This is a genomic window from Leptothrix sp. (in: b-proteobacteria) (assembly GCF_965250675.1).
Classification (GTDB): domain Bacteria; phylum Pseudomonadota; class Gammaproteobacteria; order Burkholderiales; family Burkholderiaceae_C; genus Sphaerotilus.
The window spans coordinates 72,232-92,123 of record NZ_CBDFPH010000006.1 but is presented as its reverse complement, the minus strand read 5'-3'; the positions used below and the strand labels follow the sequence as shown (position 1 = coordinate 92,123).

Here is a 19,892-nt window from a genome sequence, read left to right as displayed (position 1 = left end):
GCGCCCATCACACCGTTCCACCCATCGAACCCCTGGAGACCTCACCATGAAACTCGGCTTTGTATCCGACAGCCTCGGCGGCCTGCCGCTGGACACCCTGCTTGACCACGCCGCCCGCCTGGGCGTGCAAGGCATCGAGGTCAACACCGGTGGCTGGTCCACCGCACCGCACTTCGACCTGGCCGAGATGAAGGCCAGCCCGGCGGCGCGCGCAGCGTTTGCGAAGAAGTTCAGCGACCGCGGCCTGGAGGTCATCAGCCTCAACGCCAACGGCAACCCGCTGCATCCGACCGACCGCAAGCAAAGCGATTGCCTGAAGGACACGATCCGCGTCGCCGGCGAGATGGGCATCAAGACCGTCTGCACCATGTCCGGCCTGCCGGCCGGCGGGCCCGGCGACAGCCTGCCGAACTGGGTGGTGGCCTCCTGGCCGCCCGAGACCCAGACCATCCTGAAGTACCAGTGGAACGAGGTGCTGCTGCCCTACTGGGACGAGGTCGTCACGCTGGCCAAGTCCTGCGGCGTCGAGCGCATCGCGCTGGAACTGCACGGCAACCAGTGCGTCTACAACGTGCCCAGCCTGCTGAAGCTGCGCGCAGCGGTCGGCCCGGTGGTGGGTGCGAACCTGGACCCGTCCCACCTGTTCTGGATGGGCGCCGACCCGCTGGCCGCCATCGACGCGCTGGGTTCAGCGCTGTACCACGTGCACGCCAAAGACACGATGCTGAACGCGCCCGTGCAGGCGGTCACCAGCCTGCTGGAAAACGGCAGCCTGACCGACATCCCCGCCCGCGCCTGGTCCTACATCACCTTGGGCCATGGCCACGGCGAGACTTGGTGGCGGCAGTTCTGCTACCGCCTGCTGATGGTGGGCTACGGAGGCTGGCTGAGCATTGAGCACGAGGACGTGCTGCTCAACTCGCTGGAAGGGCTGGAGAAGTCGGTCGCGCTGCTGCAGAGCGTCATGCCGTCGCGACCAGCCGACTTCAAGCCGCAGGCGATCTGAGAATCCGGGCGCGGCGACCCGCCAACGGTGATCGATCATGGACACCTGCACCGCGCCGACCGCCGCGCCCGTAGGCCAGGAATTGATCGGGCAGATCCAGGCCCGGCTGCCCAGGCTCAGCCCGACCATGCGGTCCATCGGCGGCTACTGCGTGCGCACCCACGCGTGGCTGCACGAGAGATCGATCGACGACGTGGCTGAGCACTGCGGCACCGTACCGTCCAGCGTGGTGCGCTTTGCGCGCCTGTTCGGCCACAAGGGCTTTCACGACCTGAAGCAGGCCTTCCTGGATCCAGGCGCGACGCCGTTCGCCTTGGGTAAGGACGGCCTGGCAGGCTCACGTTCAAGACTGTTGAGCCGCCTGGACGAGGACGTCTACCAGCTGTCAGAGCTTCAGACCCTGATCCAGGACGGTGCCTTCCCCATGGCGCTGGCCTGGATTCGCGAACAACCCAAGCTGTCCCTGACCTTCCACGGCGAGCTCGACCGCATGGCGGCCATGCACCTGGGTGACGCGCTGCAGCGAGTGGGCAAGTGCGTGCTGTTGGCCGACCAGTTGCAGTTGCGCGCGCATCGGGCTGATGCGTCAGTCACCTGCATCCATCTGGATCTGGAACGACCCGGTCTGCAGGCCGACCCGTCGATCGAGACACGCTGCCTGGCAGGCTTCGTCGGCCACCAGATCCACCTGTTGGGCACCGACCGGCTGCGCGGCTCGAACGTGCACCACCACCAACTGACGCTGCCAGTGTTCGGCAGCACGCTGGGCCGGCGCCTGCAGAAGGCGCTGTCGATCGCCGACATGATCGAGACGGCGCTGCATTGAGCCGCTTGACTACACACCACGGCACTTGGCCGAAAGGGAACACCTCTTGACCCCCAACGAACTCATCCTCGCGATCGAACAGCAGGAGTTGGCGCTCGTGCTGCCTGGCTTCGACGAGACGACCGCCTTTGAGATCGGCTCTGCCTTGCGGGCCGCCGCGCTGGCCCGTAACGCGCCGGTGGCGATCGACGTACGCACTGCGTCGCGCCGTATGTATTTCACGGCACTGCCCGGCTCGACGCCCGACAACGAGGACTGGGCACGCCGCAAGGGCAACCTGGTGCTGCGCTGCCATGCGTCGTCGATGCGAGTCGGCCTGATGCTGCAGGAGCAAGGTCGCTCGACCTGGCCAGATGCCGTGCTGAAAACTGAGGAGTACGCCGCGCACGGCGGTGGCTTCCCGGTCCGCGTGCAGGGCACGGGTATCGTCGGCTGCATCGCCGTGTCCGGGCTACCGTCGCAAGAGGATCATGAGCTGATCGTTTCCGTTCTGGCCGCACGACTGGACATGTCCGGCCTGGCGCTGCCTGGCTGAGCGGTGCGAAGTACGGCACCTCCCCCATCGACATGCCACGCCCCGCATAAGGAATCTCCATGAACACGTACAAGATCGGTGTCATCGGTATCGGCGACATCAGCGACGTCTACATCGCCAACCTGAGGCAGTACGGCGACATCGTCGAGGTGGTGGCCTGCGCCGGCCGCAGCCTGGAGAAAGCGCAGAGCAAGGCCGCCCAGCACGGCATTCCGAAGGCCTATGCCGATGCGGCCGGGCTGATCGCGGACCCTGAAGTACAGATCGTGCTGAACCTTGCCGTACCGGCCGCGCACGCAGAAATCAACCTGGCCGCGCTGAGGGCCGGCAAGCACGTCTACACCGAGAAGCCGCTGGCTGCAACGGTGGCCGAAGGCGCACAAATCCTGGCACTGGCGCGTGAGCGAGGCCTGTACGTCGGCTGCGCGCCCGACACCATCCTCGGTGGCCGGCTACAGACCTGCAGGCGCCTCATCGACGACGGCACGATTGGCGATATCGTCGGCGCCAGCGCCTTCGTCGTCAGCCATGGCCACGAGTCGTTTCACCCGAATCCGGATTTTTTCTACCAGCCCGGCGGCGGACCGCTGCTGGACATCGGGCCGTACTACATGGTGGCGCTACTGTCGCTGCTGGGTCCGGCCAGGCGCTGCTGCGGCATGGCACGGCGCACTTTCCCGACCCGTACGATTGGCAGCCAGCCACGGCGCGGCGAGGTGATCGACGTGACGATGGACACGCATGTCAGCGGCAACATCGAGTTCGCCAGCGGCGCCATCGGCGCCTTCATCGCCAGCTTTGACGTCTGGGACTCCGAGCTGCCGCGGCTGGAGATCTACGGCACCAAGGGCACGCTGTGCCTGCGCGATATCGACCCGCTGTCGGGCCCCAACCTGTTCGGCGGCGAGGTGCTGCTGCGCACGGCCGCAGAGTACCGCTGGGCTGACATGCCACGTCCGGCAGAACTGCCTGGCTGGGTATCGGTGCCGATCGCACACCGTTTCAACGAGACCAGCCACCGCGTCAACAGCCGTGGCATCGGCCTGGTCGACATGGCTTACGCCATCCGCGACCAGCGTCCCGAGCGCGCGAGCGGCCAGATGGCCTACCACTGCCTGGAGCTGATGGAAGGCCTGCTGGCCTCGGCGGCGCAGGGGCGCTTCGTCGACGTCGCCAGCACCTGTGCCCGGCCGGAGCCGATGCCGGTGGACTTTCCAGGTGTGCTGCGTTCAGCATGAAGGCTGGATGCGTCTTGCGGCAGGCCCGAAGGTCTGTTTTCGCACAACTGTGGCTCGCCGGGTCCCCTCACAGGCCAGCGAGTGGGTCGGTGACACCGAGATCCTGACGCTGGCCGGCACGCTCGGGCCGGGCCTGTCGCACCTGCACGCGACCATCGCCCTGGCCGACTGCCGCGTCATCGGCGACTACCTCGGACCAGAACGACTTCGAGACCCACAAAGCCAAACGGGTTAGCTCTTTGTGAGAGCTAACCCGTTGATTTATATGGTGCGGCTGGCAGGATTCGAACCCACTACCCCTTGGTTCGTAGGCAACAAAAGATATGTTTTCCTAAGTCCACAGAATACCAACGCCAAGAAAATAATCATTAAAAATCAATAGCTTGAAGCAATTCATTGTCCAGAGCAGTCCAGCCCAGTACACTAAGTGCCACATCAAGTGTGGGGGCAAATGTGGGGGCAAAAACTCAAGCTGAAGGTGCGAAGCCGGTCACGACTCTGGAGCTCAAGGCTCTGGGAGTCAATGACGACGGGCGAACGATCCGGTTCGGGCATTCGATGACAGGAGCCGTCCGCGTAGGTCGAGACGGCATGGTGAGCGTGCATGCAACATGGCGCTATCGCATCGACGGCAAGGTGCGAGAAATTCGCATTGGCACTTGGCGCGATAAGGATGGGATGTCACTCAAGGCGCTGCGTGATGAGCGCGACCGGCTGGAAGCGGAGTTGCGGGCGGGTGTTGATCCCATCGAACGCAAAGCCGCCGATAAGCTCAAAGCCGAGTTTGAGCAAGCAGAGCAGGTGCGCCAGCATCGCGAGCACATAGAAGCCACTCAGGCCGCAGAACTGGCCCAGGCCCGGCGCTTGACAGTACGTCACCTGTTCGATGACTGGCGTGCCACTGATCTTCAGCCTCGCACCCGAGCCGATGGCAAGCGCTCAGGTCGAGTAGACGGTGGGCAGTATGTCTTCGAGCAGTTCGCCCGGTATGTGTTTCCAGTCATCGGCGCCGTGGCCTTAGAGGATGTACGCAAGGCGGATCTGATGGCGCTGCTGGATGCCCAGAAGTCAGCCGACAAGATGAGAACAGCGAACGTGCTTTTGGCTGAACTCAAGCAGATGTTCGACTTTGCTTTGGAGCGCGAGTTGATCCCGGGCAACCCACTGGCAACCGTCAAGAAGTCCAAAGTAGGTGGCGCCGATGTGGCGCGGGATCGGGCCCTGAGCGATGAGGAAATCAGTCTCTTGGTGCAGGCCATCGCATCGGCCCGGATGCATCCCCGCAACGCGACGGCCATCTGGCTGACGCTTGCCACGGGTGTGCGTGCGGGCGAACTGATGGGCGCGGTGTGGGTTGATGCGCTCCCGAACACTTCAGAGCCGGCCTACAGGGCGCGTGAGGCCGCACTGCGGGCCACTGCTGACACACAGGGCATCAAGTACGGAGTGATCGACACTCGCGACCACACTTGGTACTTGCCCGACACCAAGAACCAGCGCGACCACACCATCCATCTGTCGGCCTTCGCGCTGGCTCAGTTGGAGGTGCTGCGCTCATACCGTGAGGTGCTGACCGACTCGACCACGGGCGAGTTGTCGCCTTGGGTATTCCCAGCCACCGACAACAGCCGGCCCGTGTGCGTCAAGTCGTTCGGCAAGCAGTTGGCGGATCGACAGCGAACGCCCGAAGAACGTATGAGCAACCGCACCAAGGCAGTGACATCGCTGATGCTGCCGGGCGGCCGATGGACCGCCCATGATCTGCGTCGTACGGCCGCCACCGTCATGGCTCGCATGGGTTTTCCCAGCGACACGATCAACGAATGTCTGAACCATGTCCAGTCCGACAAGATGGCCCGGGTCTACATCCAAGACCGGCGCGAGGCCGACCAGATGCGGGCCTTCGATGCGCTGGGCAAACGCCTGGAGGAACTGCAAACCGGGGAGGCGGGCGAATCGAATGTCATGATGATCAAATCGTCATGATAAATATTTATCAACGATTAAATTTTCATAGCCCTACCGAATCGAAGCTATGAATTCAAGCTAGATTGAACTCAATGGCACTTATTGTGCCAGACCATGGACGGTGGGGCGACGCTGCGTGCAGCGTTGAAAGTCAACCGCGACGCCGAACTATTCAACTCTGCGATGGAGAACGCTACAGTCCTATAGCGCTTGGAGAACACCTCTGAACGCAACAACTAGTTGCCCAAAACGAAAAGAACCCAACGCTACCAACGATGGGTTTTTTCGGTGAACTGAACTACGTAATCTTGAAGTTAATCACGAGAGAGTTGGAAGCCCTCGGTTCCCAATGTAGCGACTTAAATGTGCTACAGGAGAAATAACCTTAATTTTGATGTGGTTTTGTTCGCCAGTTTTGAGCTTTCCTGATCACCACTGAGAAAGCATCACCATGTCCGAACAACAGCCTCGAACACGAATCCAGCCAGACCAGACCATCCGCTACCTGCTGCGCATTGAGTCAGTGAAAGCCCGCACGGGCATGGCGCGATCCTCGATCTACGCAGCCATCAAGACCGGCGACTTCCCCGCAAGCATCCCGCTCTATGGGCGCGTGGTGGCTTGGGACAGTTTGGCCGTTGACGCCTGGATTCACGCTCGCATCAACGCCGCTGCAGCGTCGGCCTGACCGGAGGCCACCATGCAAATCAACGACCTGTTCACCGGGTCGGGCGGCAGCCTGCCCACCAAAAACGAAACCCCCGGCGCTGGCGGCACCGAGGGCTTGAATCAACGTACGAACGAGACCGACTTTAAGGCGCAGCGGCACCTCGCGCACCGCGTCATCACGGCGCTGGAGCCGGCGCTGCGCGTGCTGTGGGACGCCAGCATGGGCGCACTCTGCATGGCGGTGTTCATCATCAGCATGCAGGAACTGGTGGAGGTGCTGCTGTGATCGCCACCCACACCCTCGACGCCTTCCGCGACGCCATCGCGGCAGCGGGCCTGACGCCCCCCGACGACATCGTGGCCGATGGCAAGCTGCACCGCTTCAGCCCCACCGGCAAGCGCGGTGACGACGCAGGCTGGTACGTGCTGCACGAAGACGGCGTGGCCGCTGGTTCAATCGGCTGCTGGAGCACGGGCCTGCACTCGACCTGGTGCAGCAAGTCACCCGACAAGATGACCCAGGCAGAAAAAGACGCCCACCAGCAGCGCGTCAAGGCCATGCAGGCGCAGCGCGAGGCCGACACCCTGCAGCGCCAGCAGCAGGCCAGAGAGTCCGTCGCGGCACTGTGGCAGCAGGCCGACCCGGCAGGCGACCACCCGTATCTCGGCAGCAAGGGGGTGAAGGCCTACGGGCTGAAGTCATTCGGCGGTCGGCTGTTGGTCCCGCTTCGGGACTCAACCGGTACGCTGCAGAGCCTGCAGACCATCAGCGCCGACGGAACCAAGCTATTTCACCCTGGCGGCAAGGTCTCGGGTTGCTATTACGCCATCGGTAAGCCCATCGACACCCTGGTGGTGTGCGAGGGCTTCGCGACCGGCGCCAGCATCCATGAAGCCACCGGCCACGCTGTCGCCATCGCCTTCAACGCCGGCAACCTGCAGGCCGTGGCCGTGGCGCTGCGGGCGAAGCTGCCCACCGCAAAGATCATCCTGGCCGGTGACGATGACCACCAGACCGAGGGCAACCCAGGCCGCACCAAGGCGACGTCGGCAGCTCAGGCCATCGGTGCGCTGCTGGCGCTGCCGGTGTTCCCTGCCGGCAGGCCCGACAAGGCGACCGACTTCAACGACCTGCACCAGATCGCGGGCTTGGAGGCGGTGCGCCAGGGCATCGGCGCGGCTGTGGCCGTCGGCCAGCAGGCGGCAGCACAGACCGATGACAGGTGGCCCGACCCGATGCCGCTGCCCGACGCCCTGCCACCTGTGCAACCCTTCGACCCCGACTTGATGCCCTACGCCTTGCGCGCCTGGATCATGGACATCAGCCACCGGATGCAATGCCCCCCGGACTTCTCGGCAGTGGCTGCCGTGGCGGCGCTCTCGAGCCTGATCGGTGCTCGGGCTGTGGTGGCACCGAAGGCCCGCGACGACTGGCAAGTGGTACCGAACCTGTGGGGGCTGGCCGTCGGAAGGCCCGGCGTCATGAAGTCGCCAGCCATCGGCGAGGCGCTCCGCCCGCTGTCACGCCTGCAGACCGCAGAGCGTGAGCAGTGGCAGCAAGCGGTGAAGGACTGGAAACTCGACGCCAAGGTGGCTGAGCTGGTCAGCGAACAGCGCGAAAAGCAAGCCCGCAAGCTGGCCGACACCGACCCCGACAAGGCCCGAGCGCTGCTCGACACGGACGACTCCAGCGATGCACCTACCCAGCGGCGCTTCATCGTCAACGACACCACCGTGGAGGCTCTGGGCGTCATTCTGGCCGACAACGAGTGGGGCACACTGGCCTTCCGCGACGAGCTGTATGGACTGCTGACCAGCCTGGATAAGCCCGGCCAGGAAGGATCGCGGGCCTTCTACCTGACTGGCTATGACGGCGACAAGGGCCACCAGTTCGACCGCATCATCCGGGGCGAGACTTACCTGCCCCGCGTGTGCATCGCCATGCTGGGGGGCATTCAGCCGGGTCGCGTCCAAGAGTACGTGCGCGGTGCCGTGGCGGGCGGTGCGGGCGACGATGGCCTGATGCAACGCTTCGGGCTGACCGTGTGGCCCGACATCAGCGGCGACTTCCGGTACGTCGACCAGTGGCCCGACACGCCGGCCAAACAGACCGCATGGGCGGTGTTCGAACGGCTGGCCGCCCTGCAGCCTGCCAACGACGACGAGCCTGTGGTGTGGCGCTTTTCGCCTGCGGCGCAAGAGCTGTTCATCGAGTGGTACGCCCCGAGCCGGGCCGAACTCAAGCGCGGCGAGCTGCACCCGGCGCTTGAGTCGCACCTGAGCAAGTACGCCAAGCTGATCCCGGCGCTGGCGCTGATCTTCGCCCTGGTGGACACCCCCGAGGCCGACGGCGTGATCCATGAGGCCGAACTGATCCGGGCGTTGGCCTGGGGCGACTACCTGCGCAGCCATGCCGAACGTCTGTACTCGGCAGCCACCACCCCGGAAACCGGCGCGGCGCAGACGCTGCTGAACAAGCTCAAGACGGGCAAGCTGGCCGACGGCGACGGCGTGATCCAGCAGTCGTTCAAGCCCAGCGAGATCGCACGTAAGGGATGGACTGGACTCGCCAGCCCCGAGGCCGTGCGCAAGGCGGCCGACCTGCTGGTGGACTTCGACTGGCTGAGGCGGGAATCGGTCAAGTCGACTGACGAGCGCGGACGCGGCAGGCCGAGCGACCGCTACCTCATCAGCCCGGCGCTGCTGGGCAAGGTGGGCGCACCATGAGCAAGTGGCTTGAGCGACTGAAACGCCAGAAAGGCCCGGACGCCGACCCTACGAAAACGACGAAAACCGTTTCTGTCGTTTCTGTAGGGGGCCTGCCGGGCACTTCTGAGATTTTCGAGCGGGCCGCAGCGCCTGCCGTCACGGTGCAGGACAGGCAGACCCTGCCGGCCAATGACCCGGCCACGGCGGCGCCAGCAGCGACGAGTCCAGCGCCATCAACCTCATGCGCCACCTGCTCCCACGTTACCAAGGCTCGCACTTGCGGCGAGCCTGAAGCGGCGGGCCTATGTACGCCGGGGCGCTTCACCGTCAACTTCATCGACATGCTGGGCAACCACGGCGCCACCTGCCCGGCGCACCAGCAGCGCCCGACTCGACCACTCCCGGCTGACGACCTGCCCAGACTGACCCCGGACGAGTTGCGCCAGGTGATCGGCTGGAACGATGCCGAGATCGCCAGGGCGGGTAGCTACATGCAGCAAGCCGATCGCCACGGCTTCGATGTTGATGTGGCCGAACGCATCACCGACCGGCTGATCCTGCGCGACCGCCAAGGCGATGACCGGCGCTTTTGCATCGAGTGTCGGCACCTGAACCCGGCAGGCCAATGCAACGCCGCCCGGTCGGGTCGGCTGCCCGGCGCTGACCGTGATCTGGAGCCGGTCAAGGTCACGCTGCACCGCTGCCCGAGCTTTCACTCTAATTCGAGGACCTGATGCTATGAACTCTCTCTTGATCGAAGCGCTCTGCGAAGAGCTCAGCGTTTTCCCCCTCGACTGTGATGTCGCTGCCGCGAATCTGGCAGCGCTCCCAACCGGTGCGAAGGTGGCGGCCTACGAAGCAGCCGTACTGGCAGCGCTGCCGCCCGGCACCGCGCTCGCGCCCGCCGAGCTCGAGTCGCTGCAGTCGTTGCTGAAATTTGTTCACTCCATGGACAAATCCGAGCGCCGGCGCAGCCAGAAGATGTTCGCCAAGGTCAGGCGCCTGATGGACCTCTACGGTGAGGATGATCCTCATGCGAGGTTGGCTTTCATGGCCGCCATCGCCAGGGCGGACCCCGACCGCAAGCATCAGGTGCTGGTGTCATGCGGCGTCCGCCTGCCAGCACCGTCCCACCAAACGAAACATGGATCGGGGTTGACCCGCGTCTCCGATGTCGCTCGAATGCTGCGCGTGAGCCAGGAGGACGTGCTCGCCATCCTCGACAAGCTGGGTGACATTGGCCTGTCCCTGCATTACGGACCGGTGGAGCGGCGCTCATGAACAACAAGCTCACACCCCCTGCAGACGTGGATAAGGCCACCGCCGTCGTGCCTGCAACGGCCTCGGCCGAGATGGTCAGCGCGCGAGCCCTCACCGGCGGGCTGATCAGCAGCACGGTCGTTCGAACCTACCTGCCCGCCAGCAGCGGACCCGATGAAGTCGCGCTTGCCGCTGCGGTAAAAGAGCAGGCTGCCGCAGTCGGCGCTGGCGACATGAGCCCGATTGAAGAGTTGCTCCTGGCCCAGAGCGCGGCGCTGACGGCGATGTTTGTCGACCTGGCCAACCGCGCTCGAAAGCAAAGCCAGCCCACCAGCGCTCAGGCCATGACGGCGCTGGCCCTCAAGGCCGCTGCCGGTGCCCGCCAGGCTCTCGTGGCGGCTGCTGAACTGCGGGTGCCCCGAATGACGGTGATCGCGAAACAGGCAAACATGACTTCAGCGGCCCTGCAGGTCAACAACAACCCGCCGCTGCCAGCAGCGGTCGATCACGTCAGCGACGATGCGCTCCCGCGCCCGCGAGAAAAACAACGGCAAACCCGCCGATCAAACTGAAAGCGCAATCAACCCATGGCAGCACGTCAATGGACACCCGAGCAGCGTCGTGCCCAGGCTGAACGGATCCGTCACCATCAGCCTTGGAGGTGCTCAACCGGGCCGAAGAGCGCAGCGGGCAAGCAGAGGGTGGCCCAGAACGCGAAGCGCCCGTGCTCACGTGCTGAACTGCGTCGGCTCGCGGCTGAAATCAGAGCCTTGCTCGAAGGGGTCGCAGTTTTGACCGGGAAGTGACGGGTGTATTGCGGATTTTCCAAATCCACGATTTGTTGCACTGAGCGAATCTTGTGTTCCGTCAATACTTCCGCATTGGCGGAACCTGCAGTCTGGCGACGAAGTAGAGCTCACGCTTCTGGCTAAGATCCAGCCCCGATATGGGGCTGGTATCGCAGGGAGATGACTGCGCAGCCGACAGCAACCAGCCACCCCACCCCCTCAAGCGGAGATGAGATGAGCCGCTACAGCGCCACCCTGACCGGTGGCCCCTTGATGCTGCCGGAGAGCAGACGTATTGCAGCTCTGTTGCTGGGATCGCCTTCGCGCGAGGTCTGGCTGCACGCCATCCGCGTCGAGAACCTGCTGCAGAAAAACACACCGGCCACGGCGATGCGCCAGGCCCGGCTCATTCGAGATCGGCTTGAACTGATGCCGCCTGCCGCGCTGCAGTTGGTTGCCACCGGCTCGCAAGAAGCGGCGGTGCAGACATTGCTGGCTGCAGCCGTGCGCCACAGTGCGCTGTTGGCCGACTTTCTGCACGACGTGGTCGCGGCACACCATCGCAGGCTCGATACCGCCCTGACACCGCGCGCATGGGAGCCTTTCCTGGCCGACTGCGCTGCGCGTGACCCTGGTGTTCAGGCCTGGACCGCCTCGACACGCACCAAGCTCTGGCAGGTCATCGTGCGCATGCTCATCGAGGCGCGTTATCTGGAGTCCGCCAGAACCCGCAAGCTGCTCGTGCCTCACCTTCACCCCGACGTGCTGCGCCTGCTCAAGACTCTGGGAGACACCCATTTGATCAACACCTTGGAACTGCGTTCATGAGCCTGAGTTTTGAAGAGCGGCTCAACCGCATCCTGCCCCGGATCACCTCGGACGATTTCCTGCAGAGCAAGGGCATCGGCAACGAGATCGGCTTCTGGCTATTCGACTACCCGCCCGAGCGTGAATTGGAGATGCGCGCCTTCATTGCTGATGTACTGCTGCCGGCGCTCCAAAAACGCACGCCACCGATCCGTGTCGCCAACGTCAACCTGTTCGAGCTGGTGATCGGCTTGCTCACGGAGCGTGGGCTGCTCGACAAGGTGCTGCAGATGCAGGCCGACAAGGGCAATGACGCGGTGGCCGCGCCGCTGCGCTCGGTGCTCAAGGAAGACAAGCTCGCCCAGCGCATCGTCGACCAGATCGACCTCGGTCAGCTGGACCTGCTCATGCTCACGGGCGTGGGTGCCGCCTACCCGATGCTGCGCACGCACACGCTGCTGTCGGCCCTGCACCCTGTCATGAACAACACCCCCTTGCTGATGTTCTACCCCGGCCGCTACGACGGCTACTCGCTTAGCCTGTTCAACCAGCTGGCCGACGATCACTACTACCGCGCCTTCCGACTCGTCGAATAAGAAAACAGATTCAGGGACCACCCGTCATGCAGATCAAAGACCTTTTCACCAAGTCCATCAACCGCCCGATCAACGGCGTCATCAAGGCCGACCAGCGCGATGCCGAGAGCATCTGGCAAGAGCTCGATGAATACGTCGTCACCAAGCAGCTGACCGAATATTTCCGCAAGTTCTTCGACGCCTACCTCGCCGCAGCCGACAACCCCAAGGACCCCGTGCTGGCCACGCGCATGGGCGTCTGGGTGTCGGGCTTCTTCGGCTCCGGTAAGTCGCACTTCATCAAGATCCTGTCCTACCTGCTGGAAAACCTGGAGGCGCATGACCCCGCCACCGGCACCAGCCGCCGCGCGTCTGAATTCTTCGACGAGCACAAGATCAAGGACGTGATGCTGCTGGCCGATGTGCAGCGCGCCACGCGGGGCAGTGCCGATGTCATCCTGTTCAACATCGACGCCAAGGCCGACAGCAAGTCCGACCGCGACGTGATCCTGCAGGTCTTCCTGCGCGTGTTCAACGAGAAGTTGGGCTACTCGGGCGAGGCACCGCATATCGCCGAGATGGAGCGCTACCTCGTCGCCAAGGGCGCGTATGACACCTTCCAGCAGGAATTCCACCAGCGCAAGGGCGCCACCTGGCGAGCCGAGCGCGATGCGGTCGACTTCCACCGTGACGAGGTGATCGAGTCGCTGGCCATCGCCCTCAAGATGACCCCCGCCTCGGCCGCCGTCTGGTTCGACAAGGCCCGCGACAGCTACAAGATCAACATCGAGAGCTTTGCCCGCCTGCTGTGCGGCTACCTTGACAGCCAGCCTGCGGGTCACCGCATCATTTTTCTGGTCGATGAAGTCGGCCAGTTCATTGGCGCCAACACCCAGTTGATGCTGACGCTGCAGACCATTACCGAGCAGCTTGGCACTTTGTGTGGCGGGCGTGCCTGGGTCATCGTCACCAGTCAGGAGGACATCGACGCAGCGCTCGGCGACGCCAACAAGGCCAAGAGCCAGGATTTCTCCAAGATCCAGGGCCGCTTCCACACACGGCTGTCGCTGGCGAGCTCCAACACCGACGAGGTCATCGGCGAGCGCCTGCTGGCCAAGACCGAAGCCGCCCACCAGGCGCTGCGGGTGGTGTTCGAGCGCCAGGTCGACATCATCAACAACCAGCTCAGCTTCGTCGGCAGCACCGTCAACCTGCGCGGCTACCGGGACGCGGCCGAGTTCGTTGCCTACTACCCCTTCGTCCCCTACCAGTTCACGCTGCTGCAGAAGATCTTCGAGTCGATCCGCCGCGTCGGCGCCACCGGCAAGCACTTGTCACGCGGCGAGCGTTCGCTGCTCGACGCCTTCCAGTCCGCCACCCTCAGCAACGCCCGCCGCAACATCGATGCCCTGGTGCCGCTGCATGACTTCTATCCCAGCATCGAGAGCTTCCTCGACACCAGCGTCAAGCGAGCCATCGACCAAGCTGCCGAGAATGGCGCGCTCGAGCCAGCCGATCTGCCGCTGCTTAAAGCGCTGTTCCTGATCCGCTACGTCGCCGAGGTACTCAAGCCCACCGTCGACAACTTGGCCACGCTCTGCCTGGACCAGATCGACGCTGACAAGCTCGCGCTCAAGCGCCGCATCCAAGCCAGCCTGGAGCGCCTCGAAGCGCAGCGCCTCGTCAACCGCAGCGGCGACCAGTGGTTCTTCCTCACCAATGAAGAGCGCGATGTCGCCCGCGAGATCGGCCATGTCGACGTCGCCGCCAGCGAGAAATCGCGCCTGCTGAGCGAAATCGTCTTCGACGAAATCCTCTCCGGCCAGACCAAGGTGCGCCACAAGGACACCAAGGCCGACTACGAATTCAACCGCCTGCTCGACGGCGTGCCCTACAAGCAGGCTCACCACCAGCTTGCCCTGGAAGTCGTCACACCCCTGGGCGATGACTACGAGCAACTCACCGAAGCCCGCTGCGTCCTGCGCAGTTCAGACGGCCATGGCCGCGCACTGATACGCCTGGACGAAGGCACCCGGCTCGACGTGGAGCTGACGCTCTACCTGCAGATCGAGAAGTACGTCGACGGCCCCAAGGCCAGCACCGCCACGCCCTCGCTCAAGAAGATCATGGCCGAGCGCAAGGAAGAAAACCGTGAGCGGCGCAACCGTCTGGTCGGCCAGATCGGTGAGCTGATGACCGGCGGCACCTTCTACACCAAGGGCCAGAAGTTCAGCAGCCGCGCCGCCAGCCCCAGCACCTTGCTCGACGAGTTGGTCAACTACCTCATCACCAACACCTTTCACAAGCTGCGGCTGCTGAAGGTCCGCTGCATCGACCCGCAGGCTGAAATCCGCGCCGTGCTGTCGGCTGACGACCTCGCCCAGCGCGGCCTGGCCCTCGGTGGCGAAGAAGGCAATCCGCAGGCCATTGCCGACGTGCGCGAGTACCTCCACCTCGTCGCGCGCGACAAGCGCCTGCTCCTGTCCGAACTGGTTGACCGCTACACCGCCATTCCCTACGGCTGGAAGCCTGATCACGAGGTGGTGCTCATCGTTGCCCGCCTGTTCATGGCTGGCGAGATCAAGCTCACGCTCGAAGGCTCTGACCTCGATGCCAAGACCGCCCTCGACGCCCTGACCAAGCCCGCGCGCTTCAAGCAGGTGGCCCTCCTCAAGCGCAAGCTGGCCGATGCCGGCAGCCTCAAGCGCGCCCGCGACCTGTACAAGGACCTGTTCTCCTCGCTCGCCCGCGACGACGAAGACGGCCTGGTCGCCGACTGGCGCACCCAGCTCAACGACTGGGCCCAAGGCCTGCGCGGTCACAGCAGTCTGGCCAACCAGCCGCACCATCCCGGCAAGGCCAAGCTGGAGGCGCTGCTCACCCGCGTCGCGCAGCAGTTGTCCATCCGCGATGCGTTCGAGTTCATCGAGGCCCTCAACCGCGACCGCGATGACTGGCTCGACGTCAGCGACGACCACGCCGATCTCAGCGCCTTCTACGGCAAGCAGTTGCCCACCTGGCGCAAGCTGCTCGTGGCACTGCCCCTGTTTGCGGCCAACCGGCAGGCGCTGGTCGAAGACGCCAAGGCCAGCGCCGCGCTCAAGTCGCTCGTAGCCATCCGCGACAACCCTGTGCCTTACGGCCAGATCAGCCAGATCGACCCGCTGATCGCCACCGTCCAGGCCGTCAACGACGCGCTGGCCCGCGACAAGCGCGAGCGGGCCCTGCAGTCCATTGACGCCAAGCTCGCCGAACTGCAGGCTGAGCTCACCCGCAGCACCTCGCCGGTCGACCTGTGCAACCGGGCCCTCAAGCCGCTGCAAGACCTGAAGCTGGAAGTAGCGCGCCAGGAACAGATCCCGCAAATCCTCTACCTTCAGAACCACGCCGGTGACCTGCTGGACCAGGGCATGGATCTGATCACCGTCGCAGCCAACGCCGCCGCCAAGGCCGCAGCAGAGGAAGCCGAGCGGCTCGCCCGGCTGGCCGAACTTCACAAGAAGCTCCCGCCCGATGGCGGCAAGCCACCACCGCCGCCGCCCCCACCGGTCCAGCCCCCGCCGCCGGCCGGCCCCAAGCCCAGCCAGACCGTCCACGCCGCCAACTTCTCGCCCAAGTCCTACCTTGAGACCGAGGCCGAGGTCGAGGCCTACCTGGCCGCGCTGCGCAAGAAATTGATGGGCGTGATCGAGACCGGGCAGCGGGTGCGCATCCAGTGAGGCTGATGGGCTGACTTTCCCGATCTGGAAGCCAGCCATCAGGGCTGCGCAGCGCCGCAGCACATCCTGATTGCCAACTTGCAGGCACCGCCAATGCCTTGTTTTCAAATCACTTTCACCTTGGTTTGTGCATCGGTTTGCCAACTTTTTTGCCAAGTTGCCAATGCACCTTTGAGCTGATTCACCCCCTCGCCCCATGAACAAATCCAACCTCAAGCGCTACGCCCCCGCCGCCCGACGTGACTTCATCGCCGCCGTCACCCAGCGCGCCCAGTTGCTGGGCCTGAGCCTGGGGGCAGGCGGTCGCATTGCGCTCGAACCCTGCGCCGTGCAAGGCGATGTGGCCGTGATCGCCGGCCGGGCCTGGCCCGCCAAAGTCAGCAGCCAGCGTGACGCGCTGTACGAGCGCATGGTGTTCGACGGCTACCACGCCACGCTCGAAGCCATCGCCTACACCTGGTTCAACCGCCTGGCCGCCCTGCGCTACATGGAGCTGCACGACTACCTGGGCCACGGCCGCCGCGTGCTCAGCCACCCCGAAGGCGGCCCGCTGCCCGAGGTGCTGGCCCATGCGCTGGACCTGGCCGAAGCCGGCAACCTGCCCGGCCTGCGGCCCGAGCAGGTGCGCGAACTCAAGCTCGCCAACCAGGACGGCGAGCTGTACCGCCGCGCCCTCATCGCCCAGTGCAACGCCCTGCACCAGGCCATGCCCTTTTTGTTCGAGGCGCTGGATGACGAAACCGAGCTGCTGCTGCCCGACAACCTGCTGCTGAGTGATTCGATTGTCGCCAAGCTGGTGGCGCAGATCCCCGAGGAAGACTGGGCCGAAGTCGAAGCCATCGGCTGGCTCTACCAGTTCTACATCAGCGAGAAGAAGGACGAAGTCATCGGCAAGGTGGTCAAGAGCGAGGACATCCCCGCCGCCACCCAGCTCTTCACGCCCAACTGGATCGTGCAGTACCTGGTGCAGAACAGCGTCGGCCGCCTGTGGCTGATGGCCAACCCCACCAGCACGTTGGCCAGCCAGTGGCCCTACTACATCCAGCCGGCCGAGCAGACGCCCGAGGTGCAGGCGCAACTCGACGCGCTGATCCAGACCCGCATCCGCGAGGACGGCGAGGCGCTCAACCCCGAGTCCATCACCGTGCTCGACCCGGCCTGCGGCAGCGGCCACATCCTGGTGGTGGCCTACGACGTGCTCAAGGCCATCTACCTGGAGCGCGGCTACCAGCCCCGCGCCATTCCGCGCCTGATCTTGGAGAAGAACCTCTACGGCCTGGACATCGACGACCGCGCCGCCCAGCTCGCCGCCTTCGCCCTGCTGATGAAGGCCCGCGCCGACGACCGCCGCCTGTTCAACGATCCGCCCAAGCTCAACGTGCTGAGCCTGCAGGAAAGCAAGGGCCTGGACGCTGACGAACTCGCCACCCACCTGGCGCCCTTCGGCCTGCAGCGCGCGGCGCTCGCGTCGCTGGTCGATACCTTCGAACACGCCAAGACCTTCGGCTCGCTGATCCAGATTCCGGCGGCGCTGAACGGGCAACTGGCGGCGATGACGGCGGGGTTGCAGCAGGCGTTGCAGGATGGAGATCTATATGCGCGGCAGGCGGCCAAGGATGTGTTGCCACTGGTTTGGCAGGGATTGGTGCTGGGGATGCAGTTTGATGCGGTGGTGGCGAACCCTCCTTATATGGGCAACAAGGGAATGAGTCAATTCCTAAAAGATCACGTAAAGGCTGCATATCCGAATAACAAATCAGATCTATTTGCAGCATTTATCGGACGCGGATTTTATTGGTGCAAGCCGTTCGGATTTAATAGCTTGGTGACAATGCAGAGCTGGATGTTTCTGTCATCTTTTGAAGAAATGCGAGGCGAGTTAATCTCAGAACGAACTCTTATCACATTAGCTCACCTTGGAGCAAGAGCATTCTCTGAAATATCTGGCGAGGTAGTGCAAACAGTCGCGTTTGTTTTTCAAGCCAGTAGTCAGTTGGAGTATATCCCCTCATTCTTCAGGCTGATTGATGGTCAGGAGGACGAGAAGAAAAATACACTATTGCGTGCCGATAATAAATACACCAATTCTCCACAGTCTGATTTTAGAAAGATTCCAGGTCAACCAATCGCGTATTGGGTCGGCAAGCATGTTAGGGATATATTTCAGTGGGCCGATAATGTCGGGTTGGTTGGCGTTACTAAACAGGGGTTGGCGACCGGTGATAATGGCGCATTTTTGCGCTATTGGCACGAAATTCCGGAGCACTCGTTGAATCGCACATCCAAGTCAAGAGATGATGCAAAAGCGTCAGGAATGAAATGGTTTCCATGCAACAAAGGCGGAACCTACAGAAAATGGTATGGAAATAACGAGTATGTTGTAGATTGGAAGAATGATGGCCAGAATATTAGGGCAGACAAATTGCGAAGACTCAACGATGGCCTGATACTCGCAAGCAATTCAAAGCCAAAGAATACCGATTACTATTTTAAAGAAGGAATAACTTGGTCGGCAATTGCAACCGGAAGCATCTCGATGAGATACTCTCCCAGTTCATTCATGTTCGAAACCAAGGGGGCGATGTACTTCAGCGAAGAGCACGCGTGTCTAATGTACGTCATGGCTCTATCCAACTCAAAACTTGCGTCAACCTTCCTGAATATATTATCACCCACGCTGGACTTTCATGAGGGGCCGTTCTTAAAAATGCCTCTCATTATTAGAGATCGAGATCGAATTTCTACTCTCACCGAAAAATGCATCGCTATATCTAAGAGTGACTGGGATTCATTCGAAGAGTCGTGGGACTTTCAAAGAATTGCCGTTTCGGCTGGTGCCAGCAATGATACTTTACTATCTGCATCCTTTGAGATATGGAAGAATGAATGTAAGGCTAGACTCCGCCAGATGACAGAGTTAGAGGAGGCAATAAATTCGCATTTGATCGATACCTACGGACTCGAAAGTGAGATCTCCAGCGATATTCCAGAGAACCAAATCACCCTCGCCCGCGCCGACCGAGAGAAAGACTGCCAGCGCCTGATTTCTTATGCCATCGGCTGCATGATGGGCCGATACAGCCTCGACAAACCGGGGCTGATCTACGCGCACGCCGGCAACGTCGGGTTCGACCCGAGCCGCTACGAAAAGAAATTCCCGGCCGACGCCGACGGCATCGTGCCGATCACCGACGAACGCTGGTTCGAGGACGACGCCGCCAGCCGCGTGCGCGAGTTCCTGCGCGCCGTGTGGGGCGCCGACACGCTGGAAGAAAACATGGCCTGGCTGGCCGAGAGCTTGGGGCAAAAGGGCTCGGAAACCCCGGATGAAACCATCCGCCGCTACCTGGCCGACAAGTTCTTCAAGGACCACCTGCAGACCTACAAGAAGCGCCCGATCTACTGGCTCTTCAGCAGCGGCAAACAAGGCGCCTTCCAGGCCCTGGTCTACCTGCACCGCTACCACGACGGCACCCTGGCCCGCCTGCGCGCCGAATACGTGCTGCCCCTCACCGGCAAGATGCAAAGCCGCATCGACAGCCTGCAAGCCGACATCCGCGCCGCCAGTTCCACGGCCGCCCGCACCAAGCTCACCAAGCAGCTCGACAAGCTCAAGAAACAGCACCTCGAACTGCTCGCCTACGACGAGAAACTGCGACACCACGCCGACATGCGCATCTCGCTCGACCTCGATGACGGGGTGAAGGTGAACTATGGGAAATTCGGGGATCTGCTGGCCGAGGTGAAGGCCGTCACAGGTGGAAAGGAAGAAGAATGAAGATTGAATCGCTG

At 63.1% G+C, this 19,892-nt stretch carries 16 protein-coding genes; all 16 read left to right on the top strand.

Features of this window, described 5'->3' with window-relative positions:
• Positions 1–46: 46 nt before the first annotated feature.
• The 16 genes from AC5IG3_RS07935 (at position 47) to pglX (ending at position 19,878) form a co-directional block, all read left to right on the top strand.
• Positions 47–1,006: a sugar phosphate isomerase/epimerase family protein gene (locus tag AC5IG3_RS07935; protein ID WP_491905755.1), complete on the top strand. Its 960-nt coding sequence runs from the start codon at positions 47–49 to the stop codon at positions 1,004–1,006.
• A 37-nt stretch (positions 1,007–1,043) separates the two neighbouring features.
• Positions 1,044–1,832: a MurR/RpiR family transcriptional regulator gene (locus AC5IG3_RS07930; protein WP_491905754.1), complete on the top strand. Its 789-nt coding sequence runs from the start codon at positions 1,044–1,046 to the stop codon at positions 1,830–1,832.
• A 46-nt stretch (positions 1,833–1,878) separates the two neighbouring features.
• Complete coding sequence (locus tag AC5IG3_RS07925; RefSeq protein ID WP_491905753.1) at positions 1,879–2,367, top strand: heme-degrading domain-containing protein; 489 nt, start codon at positions 1,879–1,881, stop codon at positions 2,365–2,367.
• Positions 2,368–2,426: 59 nt separating this feature from the next.
• Complete coding sequence (locus AC5IG3_RS07920) at positions 2,427–3,605, top strand: Gfo/Idh/MocA family protein (RefSeq protein WP_491905752.1); 1,179 nt, start codon at positions 2,427–2,429, stop codon at positions 3,603–3,605.
• Between the two features lie 49 nt (positions 3,606–3,654).
• Complete coding sequence (locus tag AC5IG3_RS07915; protein WP_491905751.1) at positions 3,655–3,840, top strand: hypothetical protein; 186 nt, start codon at positions 3,655–3,657, stop codon at positions 3,838–3,840.
• Between the two features lie 356 nt (positions 3,841–4,196).
• The gene (locus tag AC5IG3_RS07910; protein WP_491905750.1) at positions 4,197–5,591 is read left to right on the top strand and encodes a tyrosine-type recombinase/integrase; all 1,395 of its coding nucleotides are present in this window, start codon (positions 4,197–4,199) and stop codon (positions 5,589–5,591) included.
• Positions 5,592–6,024: 433 nt separating this feature from the next.
• Positions 6,025–6,261, top strand: a complete 237-nt coding sequence (locus AC5IG3_RS07905; RefSeq protein ID WP_491905749.1) for a helix-turn-helix transcriptional regulator — start codon at positions 6,025–6,027, stop codon at positions 6,259–6,261.
• A 12-nt stretch (positions 6,262–6,273) separates the two neighbouring features.
• Positions 6,274–6,528 carry a hypothetical protein gene (locus AC5IG3_RS07900; RefSeq protein WP_491905748.1) on the top strand — a complete coding sequence of 85 codons (255 nt, stop codon included), beginning with the start codon at positions 6,274–6,276 and terminating at the stop codon, positions 6,526–6,528.
• Positions 6,525–8,969 carry a DUF3987 domain-containing protein gene (locus AC5IG3_RS07895; protein ID WP_491905747.1) on the top strand — a complete coding sequence of 815 codons (2,445 nt, stop codon included), beginning with the start codon at positions 6,525–6,527 and terminating at the stop codon, positions 8,967–8,969. Before AC5IG3_RS07900 ends, AC5IG3_RS07895 begins: the two co-directional genes overlap by 4 nt.
• Positions 8,966–9,685, top strand: coding sequence for a hypothetical protein (locus tag AC5IG3_RS07890; RefSeq protein ID WP_491905746.1), 720 nt, complete (start codon positions 8,966–8,968; stop codon positions 9,683–9,685). Before AC5IG3_RS07895 ends, AC5IG3_RS07890 begins: the two co-directional genes overlap by 4 nt.
• A gap of 4 nt (positions 9,686–9,689) precedes the next feature.
• Positions 9,690–10,232, top strand: a complete 543-nt coding sequence (locus AC5IG3_RS07885; protein WP_491905745.1) for a hypothetical protein — start codon at positions 9,690–9,692, stop codon at positions 10,230–10,232.
• The gene (locus AC5IG3_RS07880) at positions 10,229–10,783 is read left to right on the top strand and encodes a hypothetical protein (protein ID WP_491905744.1); all 555 of its coding nucleotides are present in this window, start codon (positions 10,229–10,231) and stop codon (positions 10,781–10,783) included. Before AC5IG3_RS07885 ends, AC5IG3_RS07880 begins: the two co-directional genes overlap by 4 nt.
• A 450-nt stretch (positions 10,784–11,233) precedes the next feature.
• On the top strand, positions 11,234–11,827 hold the full coding sequence (locus AC5IG3_RS07875) for a DUF1819 family protein (protein WP_491905743.1): 594 nt from the start codon (positions 11,234–11,236) through the stop codon (positions 11,825–11,827).
• Complete coding sequence (locus AC5IG3_RS07870; protein ID WP_491905742.1) at positions 11,824–12,402, top strand: DUF1788 domain-containing protein; 579 nt, start codon at positions 11,824–11,826, stop codon at positions 12,400–12,402. The genes AC5IG3_RS07875 and AC5IG3_RS07870 overlap by 4 nt, the downstream gene beginning before the upstream one ends.
• 26 nt (positions 12,403–12,428) lie before the next feature.
• On the top strand, positions 12,429–16,100 hold the full coding sequence (gene brxC / locus AC5IG3_RS07865) for a BREX system P-loop protein BrxC (RefSeq protein ID WP_491905741.1): 3,672 nt from the start codon (positions 12,429–12,431) through the stop codon (positions 16,098–16,100).
• 196 nt (positions 16,101–16,296) lie between these two features.
• Positions 16,297–19,878, top strand: a complete 3,582-nt coding sequence (pglX, locus tag AC5IG3_RS07860) for a BREX-1 system adenine-specific DNA-methyltransferase PglX (protein WP_491905740.1) — start codon at positions 16,297–16,299, stop codon at positions 19,876–19,878.
• Positions 19,879–19,892 lie beyond the last annotated feature (14 nt).